This is a genomic window from Streptomyces sp. NPDC030222 (assembly GCF_055573115.1).
In genome coordinates this window covers 19,240-40,524 of sequence record NZ_JBVICA010000028.1, presented here as the reverse complement: position 1 = coordinate 40,524, position 21,285 = coordinate 19,240, and the positions used below count along the sequence as shown (strand labels likewise).

The following is a 21,285-nucleotide window of genomic DNA, read 5'->3' as shown; positions in this document are numbered from 1 at the left end:
ATGTCCAGCACCACCATCGACACCGCCGCCACCTCGCTGCTGCGCTTCGCCACCGCGGGTTCCGTCGACGACGGCAAGTCCACCCTGGTCGGCCGGCTGCTGCACGACTCCAAGTCGGTCCTCGCGGACCAGCTGGAAGCCGTCGAGACGGCGTCCCGCAACCGCGGACAGGACGCCCCGGACCTGGCCCTGCTGACGGACGGCCTGCGCGCCGAACGCGAACAGGGCATCACCATCGACGTCGCCTACCGCTACTTCGCCACCGCGCGACGGCGGTTCATCCTGGCCGACACCCCCGGGCACGTGCAGTACACCCGGAACATGGTCACCGGTGCCTCCACCGCCGAACTGACCGTGATCCTCGTCGACGCGCGCAACGGCGTGGTCGAGCAGACCCGCCGGCACGCCGCCGTCGCCGCGCTGCTGCGCGTCCCGCACGTCGTGCTCGCCGTCAACAAGATGGACCTGGTGGACTACACGGAGCCCGTCTTCGCGTCCATCGCCGCGGAGTTCACCGCGTACGCCGCCTCCCTGGGCATCCCCGAGGTCACCGCGATCCCGATCTCGGCACTGGCCGGCGACAACGTCGTGGAGCCCTCCGCGCACATGGACTGGTACGGCGGCCCCACCGTCCTGGAGCACCTGGAGGGCGTGCCCGTCGGCACCGACCCGTCCGACGACCCGGCCCGCTTCCCCGTCCAGTACGTCATCCGCCCGCAGACCGCCGAACACCCCGACTACCGCGGCTACGCGGGCCGGATCGCCTCCGGCGTGCTGCGCGTCGGCGACCGGGTCGCCGTCCTGCCGTCGGGGCTGACCTCCACGATCACCGGGATCGACGCCCTCGGCCACTCCGTGGACGTCGCCTGGGCGGGGCAGTCCGTGACGGTGCTGCTCGCCGACGACGTCGACATCTCCCGCGGCGACCTCATCGCCCCCACGGACGCGGCCCCGGCGACGACCCAGGACGTCGAAGCCACCGTCTGCCACCTCCACGAGCGTCCGCTGACGGCGGGCGACCGGGTCCTGCTCAAGCACGGCACCCGCACGGTCAAGGCCGTCGTCAAGGATCTCCCCTACAAGATCGACCTCACCCACGACCTGGCGCACCTCGACCGTCCGGGCTCACTGGGCGTCAACGACATCGGCACGGTGGTGCTGCGCACCTCCGAGCCGCTGCCGCTCGACCCGTACGCGGTGTCCCGGCAGACCGGTTCGTTCCTGCTGATCGACCCGGCGGACGGGACCACGCTCACCGCCGGCATGGCGGGCGAGGCGTTCGCGAAGGACCCCTCCGCCGGTCACCCGGACAAGGACGAGGAGTGGGACTTCTGATGACCTGCTTCTACTCGACCTTCGCCAAGGAGGGAGGCCGCGTCGGCAGCGGCGTCCTCGGCAGCGGCACGGGAGGTGTCGGCCGATGTGCGTGATGACGACCGCGCGCATGCCGCGCACCCGGATGCACCACAGAAACCGACGAAGACCCGCCTGCTTCCCGGCCGCGTCACGGAGTTCCCCGTAGGACGTGATCACCGGGCCGACGAGAGGACACCCTCCGTGGCTGCCGCCCGTTCCCCCCTCCCCCGCCATCGCCGCATCGCCGTGGCCTCCGCCCTGCCGTTGCTGATCGGCGCCCTCGCCTCCTGCGGCTACGGTTCCAAGGCCAAGGCCGAGGCGCCGGCCGCTCCCGCGGCGAGCGGCAAGCAGCTCTCCGCCCCCGACGTGAAGATCGGCTACTTCGCCAACGTCACGCACGCCACGGCCCTGGTGGGACTGGGTACCAAGGGGCTGATCCAGCAGGAACTCGGCGGGACCGCCGTGAAGCCGGCGGTGTTCAACGCCGGGCCCGCCGAGATCGAGGCGCTCAACTCCGGTGCGATCGACATCGGCTTCATCGGGCCCTCCCCTTCGATCAACGGCTACACCAAGTCCCGGGGCAAGAGCCTGCGCATCGTCGCCGGCGCCGCGTCCGGCGGCGTCTCGCTCGTCGTCGACCCGAAGAAGATCAAGTCCCTGGACGACCTCAAGGGCAAGAGGATCGCGACCCCGCAGCTCGGCAACACCCAGGACATCGCGCTCCTGAACTACCTGGCGGGGAAGGGCTACAAGGTCGACGCGACCTCCGGCAAGGGGGACGTCTCCATCGCCCGCACCGACAACAAAGTGACCCCGGTCGCCTTCAAGTCGGGTGACATCGACGGTGCCTGGGTGCCCGAGCCCACCGCCTCCAAGCTGGTCGCCGAGGGCGGCAGGGTCCTCCTGGACGAGAAGACCCTCTGGAAGGACGGGAAGTTCGTCATCACGAACGTGATCGTCTCCCAGAGGTTCCTCAAGGAGCACCCGGACGTCGTCGAGGCGGTGCTGCGCGGCACGGTGAAGACCAACGCGTGGATCAAGGCCAACCCCGAGCAGGCCAAGAAGGCCGTCAACGCGGCGCTGGAGAAGGAGACGGGCAAGCCGCTGCCGCCCGAGGTCATCGACCCGGCGTTCGCGAACGTCGAGGTCCTCGACGATCCCCTGGCCTCCACCCTGCGTCTCCAGGCCGAACACGCCGTCAAGGCGGGCCTGCTGAAGGAGCCGGACCTGAAGGGCATCTACGACCTGACGCTCCTCAACAAGGTGCTGAAGGCCGAGGGCCGCCCTGCGGCAGAGGACGCCGGACTCGGCGCGAAGTAAGCAGCGAACCCGTCAGCAGACCGGTCTCCCCCTGCTCCGGGCGGGGGGAGACCACCCACCGAGGAGGTGCGATCATGGTCGACACGCTCACCAAGCCCGTCGAGGCCGAGACCGCGGTGTCCCACGCGGCACGCATCAGCCACGTCTCCAAGTCCTTCGGCCGCCCGGGCGCGCAGCAGCTCGTCCTGGACGACATCAGCATCGACGTCGCCCCCGGCGAGTTCGTCACCCTCCTCGGGGCCTCCGGCTGCGGAAAGTCGACGCTGCTCAACCTGGTCGCCGGCCTCGACCGGCCCACCTCCGGGGAGATCGACGTCCCCGGCGGCCGTCCGGCCCTGATGTTCCAGGAGCACGCGCTGTTCCCCTGGCTGACCGCCGGCAAGAACATCGAGCTGGCCCTGAGGATGCGGGGCGTGCCCAAGGCCGAACGGCGCCCGGAGGCCGAGCGGCTGCTGGAGCTCGTACGGCTCAAGGGGGCGTACGGGAAGCGGGTGCACGAGCTGTCCGGCGGCATGCGCCAGCGCGTGGCGATGGCCCGGGCCATCGCCCAGACCAGCCGGCTGCTGCTGATGGACGAGCCGTTCGCCGCCCTCGACGCCATCACCCGTGACGTGCTGCACGACGAACTGACCCGGATCTGGCGGGAGACCAACCTCTCGGTCCTCTTCGTCACCCACAACGTGCGCGAAGCCGTACGCCTCGCCCAGCGGGTCGTGCTGTTGTCGTCGCGGCCGGGCCGTATCGCCCGGGAATGGAGAGTCGACATCCCGCAGCCGCGCCGGATCGAGGATTCCGCGGTCGCCGATCTCTCCGTCGAAATCACCGAACACCTGCGGGGGGAGATCCGACGACATGGCCAGCACTGACACCAGGCAGCAGTCGGCAGACGGCGCACCGGACCAGCTCGCGGGGCTGGAGGCGGGCCTGGACGCCTTGGAGACCCGGACCGCCCAGCGCACCCCGCTGGGGAAGGTCCTGCTGTCCAAGGCCCTCCCGCCCGTCGTGGCCGTCGCACTGGTGCTGGTCGCCTGGCAGCTCGCCTACCACTTCGAGGTGAAGGAGCACTATCTGCTCCCCAGCCCCGCGGACGTGGGCCGCAGCATCCAGGAGAAGTGGCTCGACGGCACCCTGCTCGGCTTCGTGTGGACGAGCGTGTCCCGCGGCGCCCTCGGATTCCTCGTCTCGCTCGCCGTGGGCACCCCCCTGGGTCTGCTCGTGGCCAGGGTGAAGGTCGTGCGCGCCGCGATCGGACCGATCCTGTCGGGGCTCCAGTCGCTGCCGTCCGTCGCCTGGGTGCCTGCCGCGATCATCTGGTTCGGCCTGACCGACGCCACAATCTACGCGGTGGTCCTGCTCGGTGCCGTGCCGTCGATCGCCAACGGACTCGTCGCGGGCGTCGACCAGATACCCCCGCTGTACCTGCGGGCGGGGCGCGTCATCGGGGCGACCGGCCTGCACGGTGTGCGGCACGTGCTGCTCCCCGCGGCGCTGCCCGGCTACCTCGCCGGCCTGAAGCAGGGCTGGGCGTTCTCCTGGCGCTCGCTGATGGCGGCCGAGCTCATCGTGAACGCGGCGGACCTGGGGGTGGGCCTCGGCCAGCTCCTGGAGCAGGGCCGGGAACTCCAGGACATGTCCTGGGTGCTCAGCGCGATCCTGCTCATCCTCGTCGTCGGCATCGGGATCGAACTGCTGCTGTTCGCCCCGCTGGAGCGGCGCGTCCTGCGCAGCCGCGGTCTCCTCGTGAGGAGCTGACGTCCCGTGCGCGCCGCCTTCCCCGAGCCCCCGCTGCTGATCATCGCCCACGGCAGTCGCGACCCGCGCCACGCGGCGACGGTGCACGCCCTGACCCGGCAGGTCCGGTCGCTGCGGCCGGGACTGCGGGTGTCGACGGCGTTCCTCGACTTCAACGCGCCGTCCGTGCCACAGGTCCTGGAGCGGATGGCGGCCGACGGCGTACGGGAGGTGGTGGCGCTCCCGCTGCTGCTCACCCGGGCCTTCCACGCCAAGGCCGACATCCCGTCGCTGCTGGACGAGGCGCGTGTCCGCCACCCCTCGCTGCGCATCCGGCAGGCGGACGTCCTCGGCCCCTCCCCGCTGCTGCTGTCCGCCCTGGACCGCCGGCTGTACGAGGCGGGGCTGACACCGGCCGACAAGGCCTCGACCGGACTGGTCCTGGCCTCGGCCGGATCCTCGGACCCGGAGGCGATCGCAGTGATCGCTGAAATCGCGCGGGAGTGGCGGCACACCGGTTGGTGCGCCGTGCGGCCTGCGTTCGCCTCCGCTTCCCTTCCCCGCACCGAGGACGCGGTGCGGGAGCTGCGCGCCGAGGGCGTCCGCCGGGTCGCGGTGGCGCCCTATGTGATCGCGCCGGGCTTCCTGCCCGACCGGATCGTCCGCGGCGCGCTGGAGGCGCAGGCGGACGTCGTCTCCGACGTCCTGGGCGACACCCCCGAGGTGGCGGGGCTGGTGCTGCGCCGGTGGGCCGCCGTGTGCGAGTCCCGCACGGCGGCGTTCGCCGACGCGGCGTAGCGGCGTCCGTCGGCTTCAGTCCCGGCGACTTCAGGCCCGGCGACTTCAGGCCCGTCGGCTTCAGTCCCGGCGACTTCAGGCCCGGGTCATCCGCACGAGGGCGTCGACGGTGTTCCAGTTGCGGGCGGTTGCCTGGATCCCCTTGACCACGGCGGGCCGTGCGAGCGCCTCGGCGAGCTTGGACCGGCCGAGACCGTCGGGCGCGTACAGATAGAGCACCCGGTCACCGAGCCGGAACTCCTCCGGCAGGAACGTCTCCGGATCGACGGAGGCGAAGCGTCCGGGGCCGACGGGCTCGGAGTAGAAGACGGCGTGGAGCTGCCTGCCCTCGAGCTCGGCCGCGGGGAAGGGGCAGGCGTCCGCCACCGCGCGGAGATACGCGCCGGTGCGCACCAGACAGGCGACGGGGAAGCCGAAGCGCTCCTCCACCGCGCGTTCCAGTGCGGCGGCGAGGGCGTCCTCGTCGTCATCGGTGCTGCTGGTGAAGACGGCGTTCCCGCTGTTGAGATACGTGCGGACGCCCGTGTGCCCGAGCCCGGAGAGCAGGCCGCGCAGCTCGGCCATCGGGACCTTCTTCGCCCCGCCCACGTTGATGCCCCGGAGCAGCGCCGCGTACGTCGTCGTCATGCGGTCAGCCTACGTGGGACGCACGGAGCCGCCCGGCTCCGCGGGGGGCCGGGCGGCGGGGTGCGGGATTGCGGCCGTCGTGTCCCGTGGGGGGTGACACGACGGCCGCCGTCAGGGAACGGGTCCCGTTACTCGACGATCTTGAGCAGCTTGTTCGGGGTGCCCGCGCTGGGGTTCGAGATCTTGTCGGGGGTGGCGCCCTCGACGAGCGCGCCGGCGACCTGGGCAGGGGTGGCGTCCTGGTGGGCGCCCAGGTAGACGGCCGCGGCTCCGACGACGTGCGGCGTCGCCATGGAGGTGCCGGAGATGGTCTTGGTGGCGTCGTCGCTGTCCTTCCAGGCCGACGTGATGTCGGAGCCCGGGGCGTACAGGTCCACGATCGAACCGAAGTTGGAGAAGTCCGACTGGGCGTCCTCCTTGGTGCTGGAGGCGACGGTGATGGCCTCCGGCACCCGGGCGGGAGAGCCCTGTCCCGCGTCGGTGGACTCGTTGCCCGCGGCGACGCCGAAGGTGATGCCGGAGGCGATGGCCTTGGAGACGGCCGCGTCGAGCGCCGGGTCGGCACCGCCGCCGAGGCTCATGTTGGCGACGGAGGGGCCCTTGTGGTTCTGGGTGACCCAGTCGATGCCGGCGACGACCTGCTCGGTGGTGCCCGAGCCGCTGTCGTCGAGCACGCGGACCGCGACGATCTTGGCCTTCTTGGCGACACCGTGCGCGGCACCGGCGATGGTGCCGGCGACGTGCGTACCGTGGCCGTTGCCGTCGTCGGCGTTGTCGTCGTTGTCGATGGCGTCGAAGCCGTGGCTGGCACGGCCCTCGAAGTCCTTGTGGGTGACGCGGACACCGGTGTCGATGACGTACGCGGTGACACCCTCGCCGGCGCTGTCCGGGTAGGTGTACTTGTCGTCGCCCGCGGTGTCGGCCTGGTCCACACGGTCGAGGCCCCAGGACGGCGGGTTCTCCTGGGTCTCGTTGATGTGGAACTTCTTGTTCTGGACGACGGTCCCGACGGCGGGGTCGGCGGCGAGACGCCTGGCCTCGGTCTCGGTGAGGCCGCTGACGGAGAAGCCGTTGATGTCCGACGCGTAGTTGTGGTGGAGCTTGCCGCCGTACTTGTCGGCGAGTCCGCGCTTGGCGGCCTTGGAAGCCTGCTCGTCGAGCATGACGATGTAGCTGCCGTTGATCGAGCCCTTGGCGCCGAGCCCGAAGACCGTGCCCTCGGCAGGCGGAGTTGCGTCGGCGAAGGGCGAAATGAGGAAGGTCACGCCGCCGACAGCCGTCGCCGTGGATATCGCCACGGTGAGCTTGAGCCTGCTTGCACGCTTGTGATTGGCCATGAAGAGGGATCTCCTCGTCAATCCGGTGGGGGGTTTGCTCCCCGGAATACGGAACTCGGGAAGCTGATACGAAACCCTGTCCGATTGACGCGACCAGTTCAACCGTCTTTCGGGCACTGTGAGATGTACAACAAGCCCTCACATGTCCAAATCGCCAGCTCAGGACGCCATTTGAAGGGGGGTGAGCAAAAGTGAAAGGTCAGTGATTGTCATCCTCACCGAGCCTTCACCATGCGGAAGTAAACCTTCCAACCGGCCATCACCTCTTTCCGGAGGCCGACTTGTCGACTGCGAACGCGAATACGCCAGCGGAAAGAGGCATTCCGGCCACCGGCCGGCACCGCCTGCGGAACCTGATCCAAAGGCCGGTCCGGGTACTCGGCCTGCCGGGCCCCTTCACTTGCGCCCCCTGCCGCACGACTTCAGGGAACCCGGTGCAGGGGCCGGAGGTTTCCATTCGGACAGGGGTGAACGGCCGGTACGGCACCCCGGATGCGAGACTGGGCCGGTTCGCCACGCCTCACCGGGAGACAACGGATGGACGAGACACGGGCCCGCGCGGTACTGGTCGGGGCGGGACTGGATCCGGACGCGGAGCTGCTGGCCCTCGGCGAGAACGCGGTGTTCGCGGCCGGCCCGCTCGTGATGAAGGTGGGCAGGGACGCCACCTTGCTGGAACGCGCCCGGCGAGAACTCGCCGTCGCCGCATGGCTGGCGGAATCCGGCGTCCCCACGGTCCGGGCCGCCGAGCCGGAACCACGGCTCGTTTCCGGGCACCCGGTGACCCTCTGGCACCGGCTGCCGGACGCCGTCCGGCCCGCGGAACCACAGGACCTTGCCGCTCTGCTGCGGCAGGTGCACCGGCTGCCCCCACCCGCCTTCGGCCTCCCGCCCCGGGACCTGCTCGGCGGAGTCGAGCGCTGGCTGCGGCTCGCCGGTGACGCGATCGACCCGGCGGACGCGGCCTATCTGCGCGAGCGCCGTGCCGGGTTCGCGACGGCCGCGGCGGCACTGGTGCCGCATCTGCCGCCCGGCCCCGTCCACGGAGACGCGCTCCCCCGCAATGTGCACGTGGGCCCCGACGGTCCCGTACTGGTCGACCTGGAGACCTTCTCCGTGGACCTCCGGGAGCACGACCTCGTGGTGATGGCCCTGTCCCGTGACCGCTACGGGCTGCCTCCCGAGGCGTACGACGCGTTCACCGCGGCATACGGCTGGGACGTCCGTACGTGGGACGGCTGTGCCGTGCTGCGCGGGGCCAGGGAGACGGCGAGCTGCGCCTGGGTCGCCCAGCACGCGCCGACGAACCCCGCGGCGCTCGCGGAGTTCCGCCGCCGGGTGGCCGCCCTCCGGGACGGCGACCCACGGGTCCGCTGGTACGCCTTCTGACGGGGCACACCGCGTCTCCACGCGTTCTCGGGCCCTGACGTGGCACCACCGCGTCCCCACGCGTTCTCGGGGCCTGAGGGCATCCCGCCCGCGGCGCGGGCACACCGGGGGCGGGGAGGAACCCGCCGAGGGCGGACCGGAGGCCGGTCGGCCGGTCCGCCGGCCCGTCATCCGGTCAGCGCCGCGCGCTCATGTCCGGATTAGCCTGCTTACCGCCCTTGTAGCGGGCTCGTAGGCGAGCCCGTTCCCCGTTCCCCGTTCCCCGTATCCGCGCCGAGGCGTCAGCGCGGGCGGGGGATGACCGGCCACGCCGTCTCGACGACCGCGGCGGGGTCGGCCGTGCGCCGCAGATAGGCCTGGAGCGAGGCCGACTGTTCGGCCGCCGCGCGTATCTGGAGGTCGTGGAGGTCCGCCAGCGGCATCGTGCCGACGGGCCGGTGCTGCTCCCCCATGCGGCGTACGACACGGGCGGCGGCCAACGCGTCCGCCCTCGCGTCGTGGGCACCGTCGAGCGGTACGCCGTAGTGGGCGCACAGGGCCTGGAGGGCACGCTTGCCCTTCCGGTACTTGTCGACGTGCTTGTCGATCACCAGGGGGTCGATGACGGGCGAGGGCACCTCGCCCAGTCGCTCGCCGACCGAGGCGAGCCCGTACCGCCGGCACTCGCGGTCCAGCAGCGACAGGTCGTAGCGTGCGTTCATCACCACCAGCGGTGTCCCCGAGCCCAGCACCCCGGCGACGGCCCCGGTGATCTCCTCGACGGCGGTGGCGGCCGGGGCTCCGTGCTCACGGGCGTGAGCGGTGGAGATGCCGTGTATCGCCGAAGCCTCCTCGGGTATGGCCACCCCCGGGTCGAGCAGCCAGGTGCGCTCCGTCGGGACGGTGCCGTCGGGCTCCACCCGCACGACCGCCGCCGTGACGATGCGGTCGGTCTCGACGTCGGTCCCGGTGGTCTCCAGATCGAAGGCCACCAACGGCCCGCTGATCCAGCTCATCGCACGGCCCCCGCTCCGACGCGCGCCTCGCGACGCGGATCGGTGCCGTACGTCTCCAGGCCGAAGCCGGCAGGTGTCCCCTGGTGCCGGGTCATCGTTCCCTCCCCTTCGTGGTGCGTTCCCCCGTGTGACGACCACCCTCGCACGGGCCACTGACAACGCCCTCAGGAGACGGGGCGGGAGTCCGCCCAGACGGACTCGAATTCCTCCCGGTACACCGAGAAGAGTCCGTGATCTGCGTCCTGGCCGGATCTGACCACCGGACGGCGGCCGCCCCGCAGCACCAGCACGGGTGCCTCCATGCCGCGTGCCCTGCGCAGATAGGACTGGACGACGGCCAGGCCGTCGGGGCCGTCGCCGTCCACGAGGTAGGCGGTGAAGCGGGGGGTCTCGTCGAAGACCTGGATCTCGAAGGCGCCGGGGTCGCGCAGCATCGCGCGCACCCGCCGCATGTGCAGGATGTTCATCTCCACCGAGCGGCTCAGTTCGCCCTTCTTCAGACCGAGTTCGCGCTCGCGCCGCTTGACCGCGCTGCTCGCCGGGTTGAGGAAGAGCAGCCGCACCCGGCAGCCGGTCCCGGCGAGCCGGACGAGCCGGCGCCCGGAGTAGTTCTGCACCAGGAGGTTCAGACCGATGCCGATCGCGTCGAGCCGGCGCGCACCGCCGAAGAGGTCCTCTGCGGGCAGGTGGCGCTGGAGCCGCACCCGGTCGGGGTGGACGCCGACCACGTCGGCGTACCGGTCGCCGACGAGGTCCTCGACGGCGTCGGTCGGCAGCCGGTGTGCGGACGGCACGGCGGAGCCGCTGCCGAGGATCTCCAGCAGCCGCGCCGAGGCCCGCTCCGCCTGGGCCAGCACGGTCTCGGAGAGGGCACGGTTGCGGGAGACGACGTTGCGGGTCACCTCGAGTTCGTCGAGGACGAGTTCCACCTCGCGGCGGTCGTCGATGTACGGCTCGAAGCAGGGCCAGTGCTGCACCATGAGTTCGCGCAGCTGGGGCAGGGTGAGGAAGCTGAGGACGTTGTCGTCGGCCGGGTCGAGCAGATAGCCCTTGCGCCGGCTGACCTCCCGTATGGCGACGGCGCGCTGCACCCACTCCTGGCCGGCCGGGCCCGCGGCGGCGACCACCCAGTCGTCGCCGTGCACGGGTTCGTACACGGGACGGAGGACCGCCGCCACGACCGCCCGCAGGCGTTGTTCGAGCAGATTCAGCCAGATGTAGGCACGGCCGGCGCGCTGGGCGCGGGTGCGTACCTCACCCCAGGCGTCCGCGCCCCAGTCGAGCTCCGCCCCGATCTCCAGCGGCCGTGCCAGGGAGACCGCTCCGGGCGGGACGTCCGTGGAGTCCTCCCCCTCGTGACCCGAGTCACCAGGAGGCAGCTCCAGCCCTCCCGAGCTCACCCGTACACCGCCTTTCCGACCCCCTTCAACGATCAAGGAAGGGTATCCCGCGAGCGGGGCGCGGTGCAGCCGGATGGGCAGGCTGATCTCTCAACTCTCCTACGGATGCCGCCCGTTCCGCGAGGCGAGATCTGCCGGAGTGAGCGGATTCATAGCGGTTACGTCCCTGGGGCGAGCCGGAATCCCTGCCAGTGCACGGGCATCGGCTGCTGGTCCTCGTCCCGGGCGACATGGTGGAACCCGATGTTGACCCGGACGACGGGGTTGCTCAGCGTCTCCCCGTTCACCCACTTGTCGACGCTCCCGGGGGTACCGCGACCGCAGTCGAGGAAGTCGTCGCCGGCGAACGGGTGAAGCAGCAGGTGGGCCGAAGGGTTCGAGGGCCGTCACCGCACCCGCGGGCCGGCCCTGCGGGCTGCCGGTCGCGAGGTCGACCGTCCGGCTCGACAGCCGGTCCGTGCCGTAGTCGTAGAACCTGACACGGGCCCGGCGCAGCGCCGTGTCCCCTTCGGCGGCGAGCGGTTCCGCCACATTGGTGGCCAGGTGCCGGGGCCCCTGCCCGCCGTCCACGTTCCGGCCGCTCCCCGACTCGTCGGGGTGAGGGCGAGACTCCGGGCCCGGCGCAGTTCGTCGTCGGTGAGCGGGTCGCGGCCCGTCCCGCGCTCCCCCTCGGGCGGCGGTCCGGCGAGCACGCCCGGCGGTGGCGGCGCGGCCCCGCCTCCCCCGTCGCTCCCCGAGCCCCCGGCTCCGTCCGCGACGCCCGCCGCGTTCCCTGCGGCTCGTCGTCCTGCCGGCCCGTCGTCGGCCCCGCTTCACCCGGCAGAGTGACCCCGATCATCGCGGCCGTCCGCGTCACTGCGATGGCCGTACCGGCCACCACCTACCCCAGGTGGCGGCGCACTGTGCCGCGCACGATCCGCCCTCCCTTTCGCGGTCACCCGGTAGGAGGGGCCGAAGTCCTAGGTGGTTGCGCGCTTTTCGGGGAAGATCTGGCGGAAGTGGCCACCGCACCCGGATCGGGATGGAAGAGTCTTGCCTATGCAGGTCTGGCCGGGACAGGCATATCCCCTCGGCGCCAGCTACGACGGCGCCGGCACCAATTTCGCGGTCTTCTCGGAGGCCGCGCACCGTATCGAGCTGTGTCTGCTGCACGACGACGGCTCCGAGACCGCGGTCGAGCTGCGGGAGACCGACGCGTTCGTCCGGCATGCCTATCTGCCGGGTGTGATGCCCGGTCAGCGGTACGGCTTCCGGGTCCACGGCCCGTACGCCCCGGAGCGCGGGCACCGGTGCAATTCCGCGAAACTGCTGCTCGATCCGTACGCACGTGCGATCAGCGGAAAGATGAACTGGGGCGAGGCGGTCTTCGGCTACCACTTCGGGAGACCGGAGTCCCGCAACGACCTCGACTCCGCCCCGCACTGCATGACCTCGGTCGTCGTCAATCCCTACTTCGACTGGGGGGACGACCGACCGCCGCGGACCGACTACCACCGCACGGTGATCTACGAGGCCCATGTGAAGGGCCTGACCATGCTGCACCCCGCCCTCCCCGAGGAGCTGCGGGGCACCTACGCGGGGCTGGCGCACCCGGCGATCATCGGGCATCTGACCGAGCTGGGCGTGACGGCGATCGAGCTGATGCCGGTGCACCAGTTCGTCAACGACCACCGGCTCTCCGACGCGGGACTCGCCAACTACTGGGGCTACAACACGATCGGCTTCTTCGCCCCGCACAACGCGTACGCCTCCTGGGGCGACCGCGGCCAGCAGGTGCTGGAGTTCAAGTCGGCCGTGCGCGCCCTGCACCAGGCCGGCATCGAGGTCATCCTCGACGTGGTCTACAACCACACCGCGGAGGGCAACCACCTGGGCCCCACACTGTCCTTCCGCGGACTGGACAACGCCTCGTACTACCGGCTCGCCGACGACCCCCGGTACTACACGGACACCACCGGCACCGGGAACTCGCTGCTGATGCGGTCCCCGCACGTCCTCCAGCTGATCATGGACTCGCTGCGCTACTGGGTCACCGAGATGCACGTCGACGGCTTCCGCTTCGACCTCGCGGCGACCCTGGCGCGGCAGTTCCACGAGGTGGACCGGCTGTCGTCGTTCTTCGACCTGGTACAGCAGGACCCCGTGGTCAGCCAGGTCAAACTGATCGCCGAGCCGTGGGACCTGGGCGAGGGCGGCTACCAGGTGGGGAACTTCCCGCCGCTGTGGACGGAGTGGAACGGCAAGTACCGGGACACCGTCCGCGATCTGTGGCGGGGCCAGCCCCGCACCCTGGCCGAGTTCGCGTCCCGGCTCACCGGCTCGTCGGACCTGTACCAGGACGACGGGCGCCGGCCCATCGCATCCATCAACTTCGCCACCTGCCACGACGGCTTCACGCTGCACGACCTGGTGTCGTACAACGAGAAGCACAACGAGGCGAACGCCGAGGGCAACCGCGACGGCGAGAACCACAACCGGTCCTGGAACTGCGGCGTCGAGGGGGACACCGACGACCCGGAGATCCTGGAGCTGCGCGCCCGCCAGATGCGCAACTTCATCGCCACCCTGATGCTGTCGCAGGGCGTCCCCATGCTCAGTCACGGCGACGAGTTCGCCCGCAGCCAGCGCGGCAACAACAACGCCTACTGCCAGGACAACGAGACCTCCTGGGTGCACTGGCCGGAACCGGGCACCGAGGGCGAGGAGGGCAGTCTCCTCGAGTTCACCCGGACGATGGTGTGGCTGCGCCGCGACCATCCGGTGTTCCGGCGGCGGCGCTTCTTCCACGGCGGGCCGGTGCAGGACACCCATGACGAGCTCGCGGACATCGCCTGGTTCACCCCCGAGGGCGAGGAGATGACCCAGCGCAACTGGCAGGCAGCGCACGCGCGGGCGCTGTCGGTGTTCCTCAACGGCAACGCGATCTCGGAGCCGGGACCGCGCGGCGAGCGGATCTCGGACGACTCCTTCCTCCTGATGTTCAACGCCAGCGCCGAGGAGCTGGACTTCATGGTGCCCTCGAACCACGGGAAACAGTGGCAGATCGTCGTCGACACCGGCTGCCCGGAGGGCGTCCCGCCGGGCCAGGGCGTCAAAGTCGACGCGGGCGACCGGCTCACCCTGGTCGCGCGCAGCCTGACCGTGCTGCGCCGGCCGGCGTGAGCCGGCGCCCCGGCCGGGCCGGTACGCCGGACGGCCCCCGCCCGCGTTGCCGGGTGACAGAGAACGGCGATCCGCGGGTACGTACGTTCGCATGACTCCCAACGCGACCTACCGGATCCAGCTCCAGCCCGGCTTCCCGTTCTCCGCCGTCGAGCGGGCGGTTCCGTACCTGGCCGCTCTCGGGGTCTCCCATCTGCACCTGTCACCGGTGCTGGAGTCCGTCCCCGGGTCCGGGCACGGCTACGACGTGACCGACCACACCGTGGTGCGGCCCGAGCTGGGCGGCGAGGAGGGACTGCGCCGACTGGCCGGCACGGCCCGTGCGCACGGCCTCGGGCTGGTCCTGGACATCGTCCCGAACCACATGGCGGCCGCTCCCCGCCACAACCGCGCGTTCTGGGAGGTCCTGCGGGAGGGGCCCGCGTCCCCGTACGCGCGCTGGTTCGACATCGACTGGGACGCCGGCGGCGGCAAGGTGCTGCTGCCGGTCCTGGCCGGCCGGATCGGCGACGAACTGGACCGGCTCACCGTCGAGGGGAAGGTCCTCCGGTACGGCGACCACGAGTTCCCGCTGCGGGAGGGCACCGCACGGCTGGAGCTGCCCCGGCTGCTGGACGCCCAGTGGTACCGGCTCTGCTGGTGGCGGCTGGCCCGCACCGAGCTGAACTACCGGCGCTTCTTCACCATCTCCGACCTCATCGGGGTGCGGGTGGAGGAGCCGGAGGTGTTCCTCGCGACCCACGGCAAGGTGCTGGAACTCGTCCGGGACGGTGTGGTGGACGGGCTGCGGATCGACCACCCGGACGGGCTCGCCGACCCCGGGACGTATCTGCGGCGGCTGGCCGGTGCCACGGGCGGGCGCTGGACGGTCGTCGAGAAGATCCTCACCGGCGACGAACGGCTCCCCTCCGACTGGCCCGTCGCCGGCACCACCGGCTATGACGCGCTCCGGCACATCGACGGACTGTTCACCGACCCTGCGGGGGCGGCCCGACTCCTCGGCCACTACCGGGAGTTCACCGGAGCGGATCCGGCGCTCGGCGGGGACTGGGAGACCACCGCCCGGCGCGCCGCCCATCACGTCCTCGACCACGACCTCGCCTCCGAGACCGCCTTCCTGGTCCGCACCGCCCGCCGCATCTGCGCCGCCGACCCCGCCCTGCGCGACCACTCCCCCTGGGCGCTGCGGGCGGCCGTGCGGGAACTGATGGTCCGGATCCCGGTCTACCGTCCCTACCCGCCCACCCCCGGCGGCGGCCCCGGACCGGAGGCCGCGCTCACCCCGGAGGCGGCGGCGGAGGCCCGGGCCTCGTTCGACGTGCCGGAGGAGGCCGACGCCGTGGACGTGGTGCGCGGCCTGGCCCTGGGCGCACCGGGCGACGGACCGGACCGGCTCGCCTTCCGCGCCCGCTTCGCCCAGACCGCGTCCGCGCTGCGCGCGAAGTCGGTCGAGGACATGGCCTTCTACCGGTACGTGCCGCTGCTCTCCGCCAACGAGGTCGGGGGCGATCCGGCCCGGCCCGCCGTGGAACCGGAGGCCTTCCACGGCTTCGCGTCCCGGCTCTCCCGGGACTGGCCCGCCACCGGCACGGTCCTGAGCACCCATGACACCAAGCGCAGCGCCGATGTGCGGGCCGGGGTGGCGGTGCTGTCCGAGTGCCCGGAACGCTGGGCCGGGCTCCTCGACGAGGTGGCGGCCGACGCCGTGGACCGGCGGGTCCAGTGGACGGTCTGGCAGACGGCACTGGGCTTCGGCGTCACGGAACCGGAGCGACTCACGGCCGCCGTCCTGAAGGCCGAACGGGAAGCCGGACTGCACACCGCCTGGACCGAGCCCGACCCCGCCTACGAGCGGGCCCTGACCGATTTCGTCACTGCGGGGCTCGCGGGCACCGCCGGGCGGGCGGTCGCCGCGCTCCGGCGCGAACTGGCCCCGTTCGTCCGGGCCACGGCGCTCGGCGCGGTACTGGTCCAGCTGACCATGCCGGGCGTCCCCGACCTCTACCAGGGCACCGAACTGCCCTTCCACGCACTCGTGGACCCGGACAACCGCCGTCCGTTCCGCTGCGACTCGGAGCGCCTGGAACACCCCGACGAACGCACGGCCCTCATCAGGGCGGCCCTGCTGCTGCGCCGGGAGCGCCCCGGCGCGTTCTCGGCACACGACTCGTACCGGCCGCTGGCGGCCCGCGGCCGGGCGGCGCACCATCTGGTGGCGTACTGCCGCTCGGAGGAGGTCGTCACCGCCGTGACCCGTCTGCCCCTCAGGCTGGCCCGGGCGGGCGGCTGGGACGACACGGAGCTGGAACTGCCCGAGGGCCGCTGGGCCGATGTGCTGGCGCCCGGCCGGGAGTTCCGGGGCGGTACCGCGGTGACCGCGGCGGAGCTCTTCGCGATCCGGCCCGTGGCGCTGCTGAGCAGGGCCGACGTCTGAGGTTGCGGGCCGGACGGCCGGACGGTGACGGCATCGGATCGGCATCGGGCTGACGGGACAACCGGACGAAGCGACGGCGGCGTCGGGAGCGGCGATTGAGCACATCGCCGTGCCGTTGCTGAGTACGGCTACTCGGTCGCCCCGGCGGGCCGCCGCCTACCTTCGTGATCATGTTCGGAAACCAGCAGAGCATCGCACCGGGTCGGCGACGGGTGAAGTCCGTGGGGCGTGTCGTGGCGCTCTGCCTGTTCGCCGGGGTGTCGCTCCTCCTCGTCCTGTTCGTCTGGCGTGTCTGGTACGGCGAGCCGTACGGAGTGGCCGACCCCGACGCAGCGGCGGCACGTGTCGAGGGACACTCCCGTGAGGCCTACGACACGCTCGGGCTGCCGCAGCCGACGGTCATGGACCGCAACTCCCTCGAGCTGAGCCACTCGTGCTACACACGCGGCCTGCGCTACATCACCAACTGGGACCGGCCGGAGCCCGGGGTCGTCAGCCTGGGTCACTCCTGGGGCGTGGTGGAGGTCCCGGAGCGTACCGCCGGCCCCGCACTGCGGCGGCTGCGTGCACGCCTGCTGTCGGAGGGCTGGAAGCTCACCGACGAGGGCGACCGGCGGGGCACCGACTTCGTCGAGCTGGGCTTCCGCGTCGAGCACCCGGCGAGCGGCGACAAGCTCGACGCGCGGTGGAACAGCCACCGGAACGCGCTCTTCGTCGACGTCTACGCGCCGTGTTCCCGGGTGCCGAAGGGGCACGCGGACGAGCTCACCCGGGAACTCACCTGGAATCCGGGGCCGTTCGCCGAGCCCGAGAGCGAGGCGTCCCGGAGCGCGGTGCCGGGGGCCGGAGCGTCCGGGACCGGGACCGCCGGGACCGGAACCGCCGGGAATGGGGCGCCCGATGGCGGGGCGCCCGGTCTCACTGCGCCGCGAGCCGGAAGCTCATCCGGCCGAAGCTGACCTGGTCGCCGTCCTGGACGACGACCGCGCCGGTGACCCGCCGTCCGTTCACACAGGTGCCGTTGGTGGAACCGAGGTCGCGCAGGACCCAGACGCCGCCCTGGTGGCTCAGTTCTGCGTGCACCCGGGAGACCGTCTCATGGCTGAGCCGCAGCCCGTTGCCCGGGTCGCGGCCTATCCGCAGCGCGCCGAGGGCGGGCGTGGGCAGCAGCAGTCTCGGGAGCCGCTCCGTCTGCCAGGCGCGCCGCAGCCGCACGGTGAAGGAGGACGCACCGCGGACGGCCCGGAACAGCGCCCGTGACCAGCTGCGATCGGTCTCCAGGTCGACGGTGAGCGCGGCCAGCTCGTCGGACCGGCGGGCGGTCAGGGCCAGTTCCATGCGCCGCAGGAAGGTGTCGTGCGACAGCTTGCCCTGCGCCGCGCCCTCCCTGAGCACCCCGAGCACACGGTCGCGTTCGGCGTCGGACAGCCGGGCGGGATACGTGTGGGACTCGTAGGAGGACGTCACAGTGGTGATTGTCGGGCCGGGGGACGGGGAGTGTCCAGAAGAGCGCGGACATACAAGATCATATACGGACCTCCGGACACCCGTGCGATCACAACCGGCTTCGAGAAGGGCAGGAGCGGCCCACGGAACCACTGGTCACCCCCGGAATCCTTCGACGCCGGCGGGGACATCGGCGGTTCCGCGGCGGATGGTCCGCCTCCGGCGGAGGATGGGTGCCAGGCTGGGGTCCCGGCCGCAGGACCGGCCGGGCCCGACACGTTTCGACGAGGGGACCGCCGTTGCTTTTCGAGGTGTGGGCACCGGACGCCGGGAAGGTCGCGCTGCGGCCGGAGCCGGCCCTGCACTCCCCGGCCGTCACGCATGCGCTGGCGCGTGATCCGGAACGGGCCGGCTGGTGGACCGCCGACGTCCCGGCGGAGGACGGCGCACGCTACCGTTTCGTGCTCGACGACGGCCCCGCGCTGCCCGATCCCCGCTCGCTCCGGCTGCCGGACGGCCCGGACGGCCCGAGCGCAGTCGTCGACCACTCCGCCTTCGCGTGGCGGCACCCGTGGCCGGGCCGCGGACTGCCGGGCGCGGTGCTCTACGAGCTGCACATCGGTACGTACACCCGGGAGGGGACCTTCGACGCGGCCGCCGAGCGGCTGCCGCACCTGGCCGGGCTGGGCGTCACCCATGTGGAGCTGATGCCGGTGTGCCCCTTCCCCGGCACGCACGGCTGGGGTTACGACGGTGTCGCGCCCTGGGCGGTGCACGAGCCGTACGGCGGACCTGACGGCCTGAAACGGTTCGTCGACGCCGCGCACGAACAGGGACTCGGCGTGGTCCTGGACGTCGTGCACAACCATCTCGGTCCGTCCGGCAACCATCTGCCCGCCTACGGCCCATACTTCACCGACACCCACCCCACCCCGTGGGGCACCGCCGTCAATCTCGACGCCCCGGGCTCGGACGAGGTCCGGGCGTACTTCCGGGACAGCGCCCTGGCCTGGCTGCGCGACTACCGGCTCGACGGGCTGCGCCTAGACGCGGTCCACGCACTGGCCGACACCCGCGCGCTGACGTTCCTGGAGGAACTGTCCGCGGCCGTGGACGACCTCGCGGAAACCCTCGGCCGGCCGCTGTTCCTGATCGCCGAGTCCGACCGGTGCGACCCGCGCACGACGACCCCGCGCGACCGCGGCGGCCTCGGCCTCCACGCACAGTGGAACGACGACTTCCACCACGCGCTGCACACCGCCCTCACCGGTGAGGCGCAGGGCTACTACGCGGACTTCGCCCGCGACCCGTTCGCCGCCCTCGCCAAGACCCTCACGGGCGTCTTCCTCCACGACGGGACCTACTCCGCGTTCCGCGGCCGCACCCACGGCCGGCCCGTGGACCGGGCGACCACGCCCGCGACGCGCTTCCTCGGCTACGCCCAGACCCACGACCAGGTCGGCAACCGGGCCGTCGGCGACCGGCTCGCCGCCGCCCTCTCCCCCGGGCTGCTGGCGTGCGCGGCCGCGCTCGTGCTGACCGGCCCGTTCACCCCCATGCTGTTCATGGGCGAGGAGTGGGGGGCCGGCACCCCCTGGCAGTACTTCACCGACCACACCGACCCCGGTCTGGCGGAAGCCGTGCGCAGCGGCCGGCGCCGGGAGTTCGCGGCGCACGGCTGGGCCGAGGAGGAGGTGCCCGACCCGCAGGACCCGGCCACCCGGCTGCGTTCCTGCCTGGACTGGTCCGAGCCGGACCGGGAACCGCACGCCCGGCTGCTCGACTGGCACCGGACGCTCATCGGGCTGCGCCGCTCCAGGCCCGACCTGACCGACCCGGACCTGACGGCGGTGAAGGTCGCGTACGACGCACGGGCCCGCTGGCTGGCCGTCCGCCGCGGCGACACCAGGATCGTGGTCAATCCGAACACGGAGCCCGCGGAGGTGCGGCTCGGCGCGGGCGGCCGGGTCCTCGCGGCCTGGGAGCCCGTCGATGCCCCGGGCCCGGACGGGATGCTGCGGCTGCCGCCCGAGTCGTGCGCGGTGCTCGGCGAGTGACACGTCCCCCGCGTGCACCGCCCGGCAGTCGTGCCGCGCGGTGCACGCGGGACCGGCGGAGGCGGGCCTACTCCACGACGGCCAGCTCCCGGGACGTGTTGTTGAGGCGGCGTCCCCCGCTCCCGGTCACGGTCACGATGTCCTCGATCCGCACCCCGAACCGGCCCGGCAGGTAGATGCCCGGCTCCACGGAGAAGCACATGCCCGGGACCAGCGGCTGTTCCTCCCCCTCGACCATGTAGGGCGGTTCATGGGTGGTGACGCCGATGCCGTGGCCGGTGCGGTGGATGAAGCGCTCGCCGTACCCGGCGGACTCGATGACCGCCCGGGCCGCCCGGTCCACGTCCTGGCAGGCCGCTCCCGGACGCACGGCGTCGCAGCCCGCCTGCTGGGCGGCGCGCACCACGTCGTGCACGTGCTGTTCCTCGGCCGTGGGCTCTCCGACGTGGACGGTCCGGGAGGTGTCCGAGCCGTAGCCGTCCTTGAGGCCGCCGAAGTCCAGCACGACCATGTCGCCCCGCTCGATCGTCCGGTCGCCGGCCTCGTGGTGCGGGTCGGCGCCGTTGGGCCCGGAGCCGACGATGGTGAAGTCGACCTGCGAATGCCCGAAACGGGTGAGCAGCCCGGCCAGCTCCGCGGCCACCTCGGACTCCGTGCGGCCGGAGAAGCGGACCTTGAGGATCTCCTCGTACGCCGCGTCGGCCGCCGCGCCGGCCGCCGCCAGGCGTTCCAGCTCCCGCTTGTCCTTCACCGCACGCAGCATCGGCAGGGCCGTGGTGAGCGCCGCGTACGAGGTGCCGGGCAGGGCCTGCTGGAGACCGAGCAGATGCATCGCCCAGCCGTTGTCGCTGACCCCGTACCGGCCGGCCGGGTCGAGGAGCGGGGCGGTGACGGCGTACGGGTCCTTGCCGTCGGTCCAGTCGCGCAGGGTCAGCGCCGGGCCGCCCGGGGAGCCCTCGGCGTCCGCCGCCTCCAGGGCCGGGACGACCATGACCGGTTCGCGGCCCGGTACGAGCACCAGCAGCGTGAGGCGTTCGGTCTCCGGGGGGAGGTGGCCGGTGAAGTAGGCCATGTCGGGTCCGGGGGCGACGAGCAGTCCGGTGAGGCCCGCGTCGGCGGCGGCCCCTGCCGCACGGGCCATCCGGGCGCGGTAGTCGTCCGCGGTGAACCGCGCCGGTACGGGGGCGGCGGATACGTCGTCTGCCATGGGTCCTCCTGCCATGTCGTGTCGCT

General features: G+C 72.1%; 16 protein-coding genes and 1 pseudogene. 10 read left to right on the top strand and 7 right to left on the bottom strand.

The annotated features are described in order from the left end of the window. The 5 genes from ACZ4Z5_RS30040 to ACZ4Z5_RS30020 all read left to right on the top strand — a co-directional run bounded on the left by ACZ4Z5_RS30040 (position 1) and on the right by ACZ4Z5_RS30020 (position 5,205). On the top strand, positions 1-1,335 hold the full coding sequence (locus ACZ4Z5_RS30040) for a sulfate adenylyltransferase subunit 1 (RefSeq protein WP_468268650.1): 1,335 nt from the start codon (positions 1-3) through the stop codon (positions 1,333-1,335). Between the two features lie 222 nt (positions 1,336-1,557). Next, the gene (locus ACZ4Z5_RS30035) at positions 1,558-2,676 is read left to right on the top strand and encodes an aliphatic sulfonate ABC transporter substrate-binding protein (RefSeq protein WP_468268647.1); all 1,119 of its coding nucleotides are present in this window, start codon (positions 1,558-1,560) and stop codon (positions 2,674-2,676) included. Positions 2,677-2,747: 71 nt separating this feature from the next. Then, positions 2,748-3,542 (top strand): ABC transporter ATP-binding protein, encoded by a 795-nt coding sequence (locus ACZ4Z5_RS30030; protein WP_468268782.1) that lies wholly within the window; start codon positions 2,748-2,750, stop codon positions 3,540-3,542. Beyond that, positions 3,529-4,428: an ABC transporter permease gene (locus ACZ4Z5_RS30025; protein ID WP_468268644.1), complete on the top strand. Its 900-nt coding sequence runs from the start codon at positions 3,529-3,531 to the stop codon at positions 4,426-4,428. The genes ACZ4Z5_RS30030 and ACZ4Z5_RS30025 overlap by 14 nt, the downstream gene beginning before the upstream one ends. Before the next feature lie 6 nt (positions 4,429-4,434). After that, complete coding sequence (locus ACZ4Z5_RS30020) at positions 4,435-5,205, top strand: sirohydrochlorin chelatase (protein WP_468268641.1); 771 nt, start codon at positions 4,435-4,437, stop codon at positions 5,203-5,205. A gap of 75 nt (positions 5,206-5,280) precedes the next feature. Here the strand turns inward: ACZ4Z5_RS30020 and ACZ4Z5_RS30015 are convergent, their stop codons facing one another. Both ACZ4Z5_RS30015 and ACZ4Z5_RS30010 read right to left on the bottom strand, forming a co-directional pair. Continuing rightward, positions 5,281-5,832 carry a DUF1697 domain-containing protein gene (locus ACZ4Z5_RS30015; protein WP_468268638.1) on the bottom strand — a complete coding sequence of 184 codons (552 nt, stop codon included), beginning with the start codon at positions 5,830-5,832 and terminating at the stop codon, positions 5,281-5,283. 128 nt (positions 5,833-5,960) lie between these two features. Further along, positions 5,961-7,169 carry a S8 family peptidase gene (locus tag ACZ4Z5_RS30010; RefSeq protein WP_468268635.1) on the bottom strand — a complete coding sequence of 403 codons (1,209 nt, stop codon included), beginning with the start codon at positions 7,167-7,169 and terminating at the stop codon, positions 5,961-5,963. A 537-nt stretch (positions 7,170-7,706) separates the two neighbouring features. Here ACZ4Z5_RS30010 and ACZ4Z5_RS30005 point away from each other — a divergent pair. Beyond that, a complete protein-coding gene (locus ACZ4Z5_RS30005) occupies positions 7,707-8,558 on the top strand; it encodes a phosphotransferase enzyme family protein (RefSeq protein ID WP_468268632.1) in 852 nt (283 codons plus the stop codon). A 281-nt stretch (positions 8,559-8,839) separates the two neighbouring features. Here the strand turns inward: ACZ4Z5_RS30005 and ACZ4Z5_RS30000 are convergent, their stop codons facing one another. The 3 genes and pseudogenes from ACZ4Z5_RS30000 to ACZ4Z5_RS29990 all read right to left on the bottom strand — a co-directional run. Next, entirely contained in the window at positions 8,840-9,553 is a 714-nt protein-coding gene (locus ACZ4Z5_RS30000) for an exonuclease domain-containing protein (RefSeq protein WP_468268629.1), read from the bottom strand. A gap of 164 nt (positions 9,554-9,717) precedes the next feature. Then, complete coding sequence (locus ACZ4Z5_RS29995; RefSeq protein WP_468268626.1) at positions 9,718-10,953, bottom strand: SAV2148 family HEPN domain-containing protein; 1,236 nt, start codon at positions 10,951-10,953, stop codon at positions 9,718-9,720. Between the two features lie 99 nt (positions 10,954-11,052). Continuing rightward, positions 11,053-11,276, bottom strand: a pseudogene (locus tag ACZ4Z5_RS29990) (copper amine oxidase); the annotation flags it as partial. A gap of 715 nt (positions 11,277-11,991) precedes the next feature. Here ACZ4Z5_RS29990 and glgX point away from each other — a divergent pair. The 3 genes from glgX (at position 11,992) to ACZ4Z5_RS29975 (ending at position 17,508) form a co-directional block, all read left to right on the top strand. After that, on the top strand, positions 11,992-14,115 hold the full coding sequence (gene glgX / locus ACZ4Z5_RS29985; RefSeq protein WP_468268623.1) for a glycogen debranching protein GlgX: 2,124 nt from the start codon (positions 11,992-11,994) through the stop codon (positions 14,113-14,115). A 91-nt stretch (positions 14,116-14,206) separates the two neighbouring features. After that, positions 14,207-16,549 carry a malto-oligosyltrehalose synthase gene (gene treY / locus ACZ4Z5_RS29980; protein WP_468268620.1) on the top strand — a complete coding sequence of 781 codons (2,343 nt, stop codon included), beginning with the start codon at positions 14,207-14,209 and terminating at the stop codon, positions 16,547-16,549. Positions 16,550-16,719: 170 nt separating this feature from the next. Further along, positions 16,720-17,508: a hypothetical protein gene (locus tag ACZ4Z5_RS29975; RefSeq protein WP_468268617.1), complete on the top strand. Its 789-nt coding sequence runs from the start codon at positions 16,720-16,722 to the stop codon at positions 17,506-17,508. On the opposite strand, the gene ACZ4Z5_RS29970 is transcribed toward ACZ4Z5_RS29975, so the two are convergent. Continuing rightward, positions 17,468-18,016: a DUF1707 and FHA domain-containing protein gene (locus ACZ4Z5_RS29970; RefSeq protein ID WP_468268614.1), complete on the bottom strand. Its 549-nt coding sequence runs from the start codon at positions 18,014-18,016 to the stop codon at positions 17,468-17,470. The two genes, ACZ4Z5_RS29975 and ACZ4Z5_RS29970, sit on opposite strands and share 41 nt — an antisense overlap. Positions 18,017-18,294: 278 nt before the next feature. On the opposite strand from ACZ4Z5_RS29970, the gene treZ reads away from it, so the two are divergent. Beyond that, the gene (gene treZ / locus ACZ4Z5_RS29965; protein WP_468268611.1) at positions 18,295-20,052 is read left to right on the top strand and encodes a malto-oligosyltrehalose trehalohydrolase; all 1,758 of its coding nucleotides are present in this window, start codon (positions 18,295-18,297) and stop codon (positions 20,050-20,052) included. A 67-nt stretch (positions 20,053-20,119) separates the two neighbouring features. Here treZ and ACZ4Z5_RS29960 read toward each other — a convergent pair whose 3' ends face one another. Then, the gene (locus ACZ4Z5_RS29960; protein ID WP_468268608.1) at positions 20,120-21,259 is read right to left on the bottom strand and encodes a M24 family metallopeptidase; all 1,140 of its coding nucleotides are present in this window, start codon (positions 21,257-21,259) and stop codon (positions 20,120-20,122) included. Between the last annotated feature and the right edge of the window lie 26 nt (positions 21,260-21,285).

Bases quoted from the DNA above. Each gene is read 5' to 3' on its own strand.
- ACZ4Z5_RS30040 (WP_468268650.1), top strand. From the start codon at position 1: ATGTCCAGCACCACCATCGACACCGCCGCCACCTCGCTGCTGCGCTTC.
- ACZ4Z5_RS30025 (WP_468268644.1), top strand. From the start codon at position 3,529: ATGGCCAGCACTGACACCAGGCAGCAGTCGGCAGACGGCGCACCGGAC.
- ACZ4Z5_RS30015 (WP_468268638.1), bottom strand. From the start codon at position 5,832: ATGACGACGACGTACGCGGCGCTGCTCCGGGGCATCAACGTGGGCGGG.
- ACZ4Z5_RS30010 (WP_468268635.1), bottom strand. From the start codon at position 7,169: ATGGCCAATCACAAGCGTGCAAGCAGGCTCAAGCTCACCGTGGCGATA.
- ACZ4Z5_RS30005 (WP_468268632.1), top strand. From the start codon at position 7,707: ATGGACGAGACACGGGCCCGCGCGGTACTGGTCGGGGCGGGACTGGAT.
- ACZ4Z5_RS30000 (WP_468268629.1), bottom strand. From the start codon at position 9,553: ATGAGCTGGATCAGCGGGCCGTTGGTGGCCTTCGATCTGGAGACCACC.
- glgX (WP_468268623.1), top strand. From the start codon at position 11,992: ATGCAGGTCTGGCCGGGACAGGCATATCCCCTCGGCGCCAGCTACGAC.
- treY (WP_468268620.1), top strand. From the start codon at position 14,207: ATGACTCCCAACGCGACCTACCGGATCCAGCTCCAGCCCGGCTTCCCG.
- ACZ4Z5_RS29975 (WP_468268617.1), top strand. From the start codon at position 16,720: ATGTTCGGAAACCAGCAGAGCATCGCACCGGGTCGGCGACGGGTGAAG.
- ACZ4Z5_RS29960 (WP_468268608.1), bottom strand. From the start codon at position 21,259: ATGGCAGACGACGTATCCGCCGCCCCCGTACCGGCGCGGTTCACCGCG.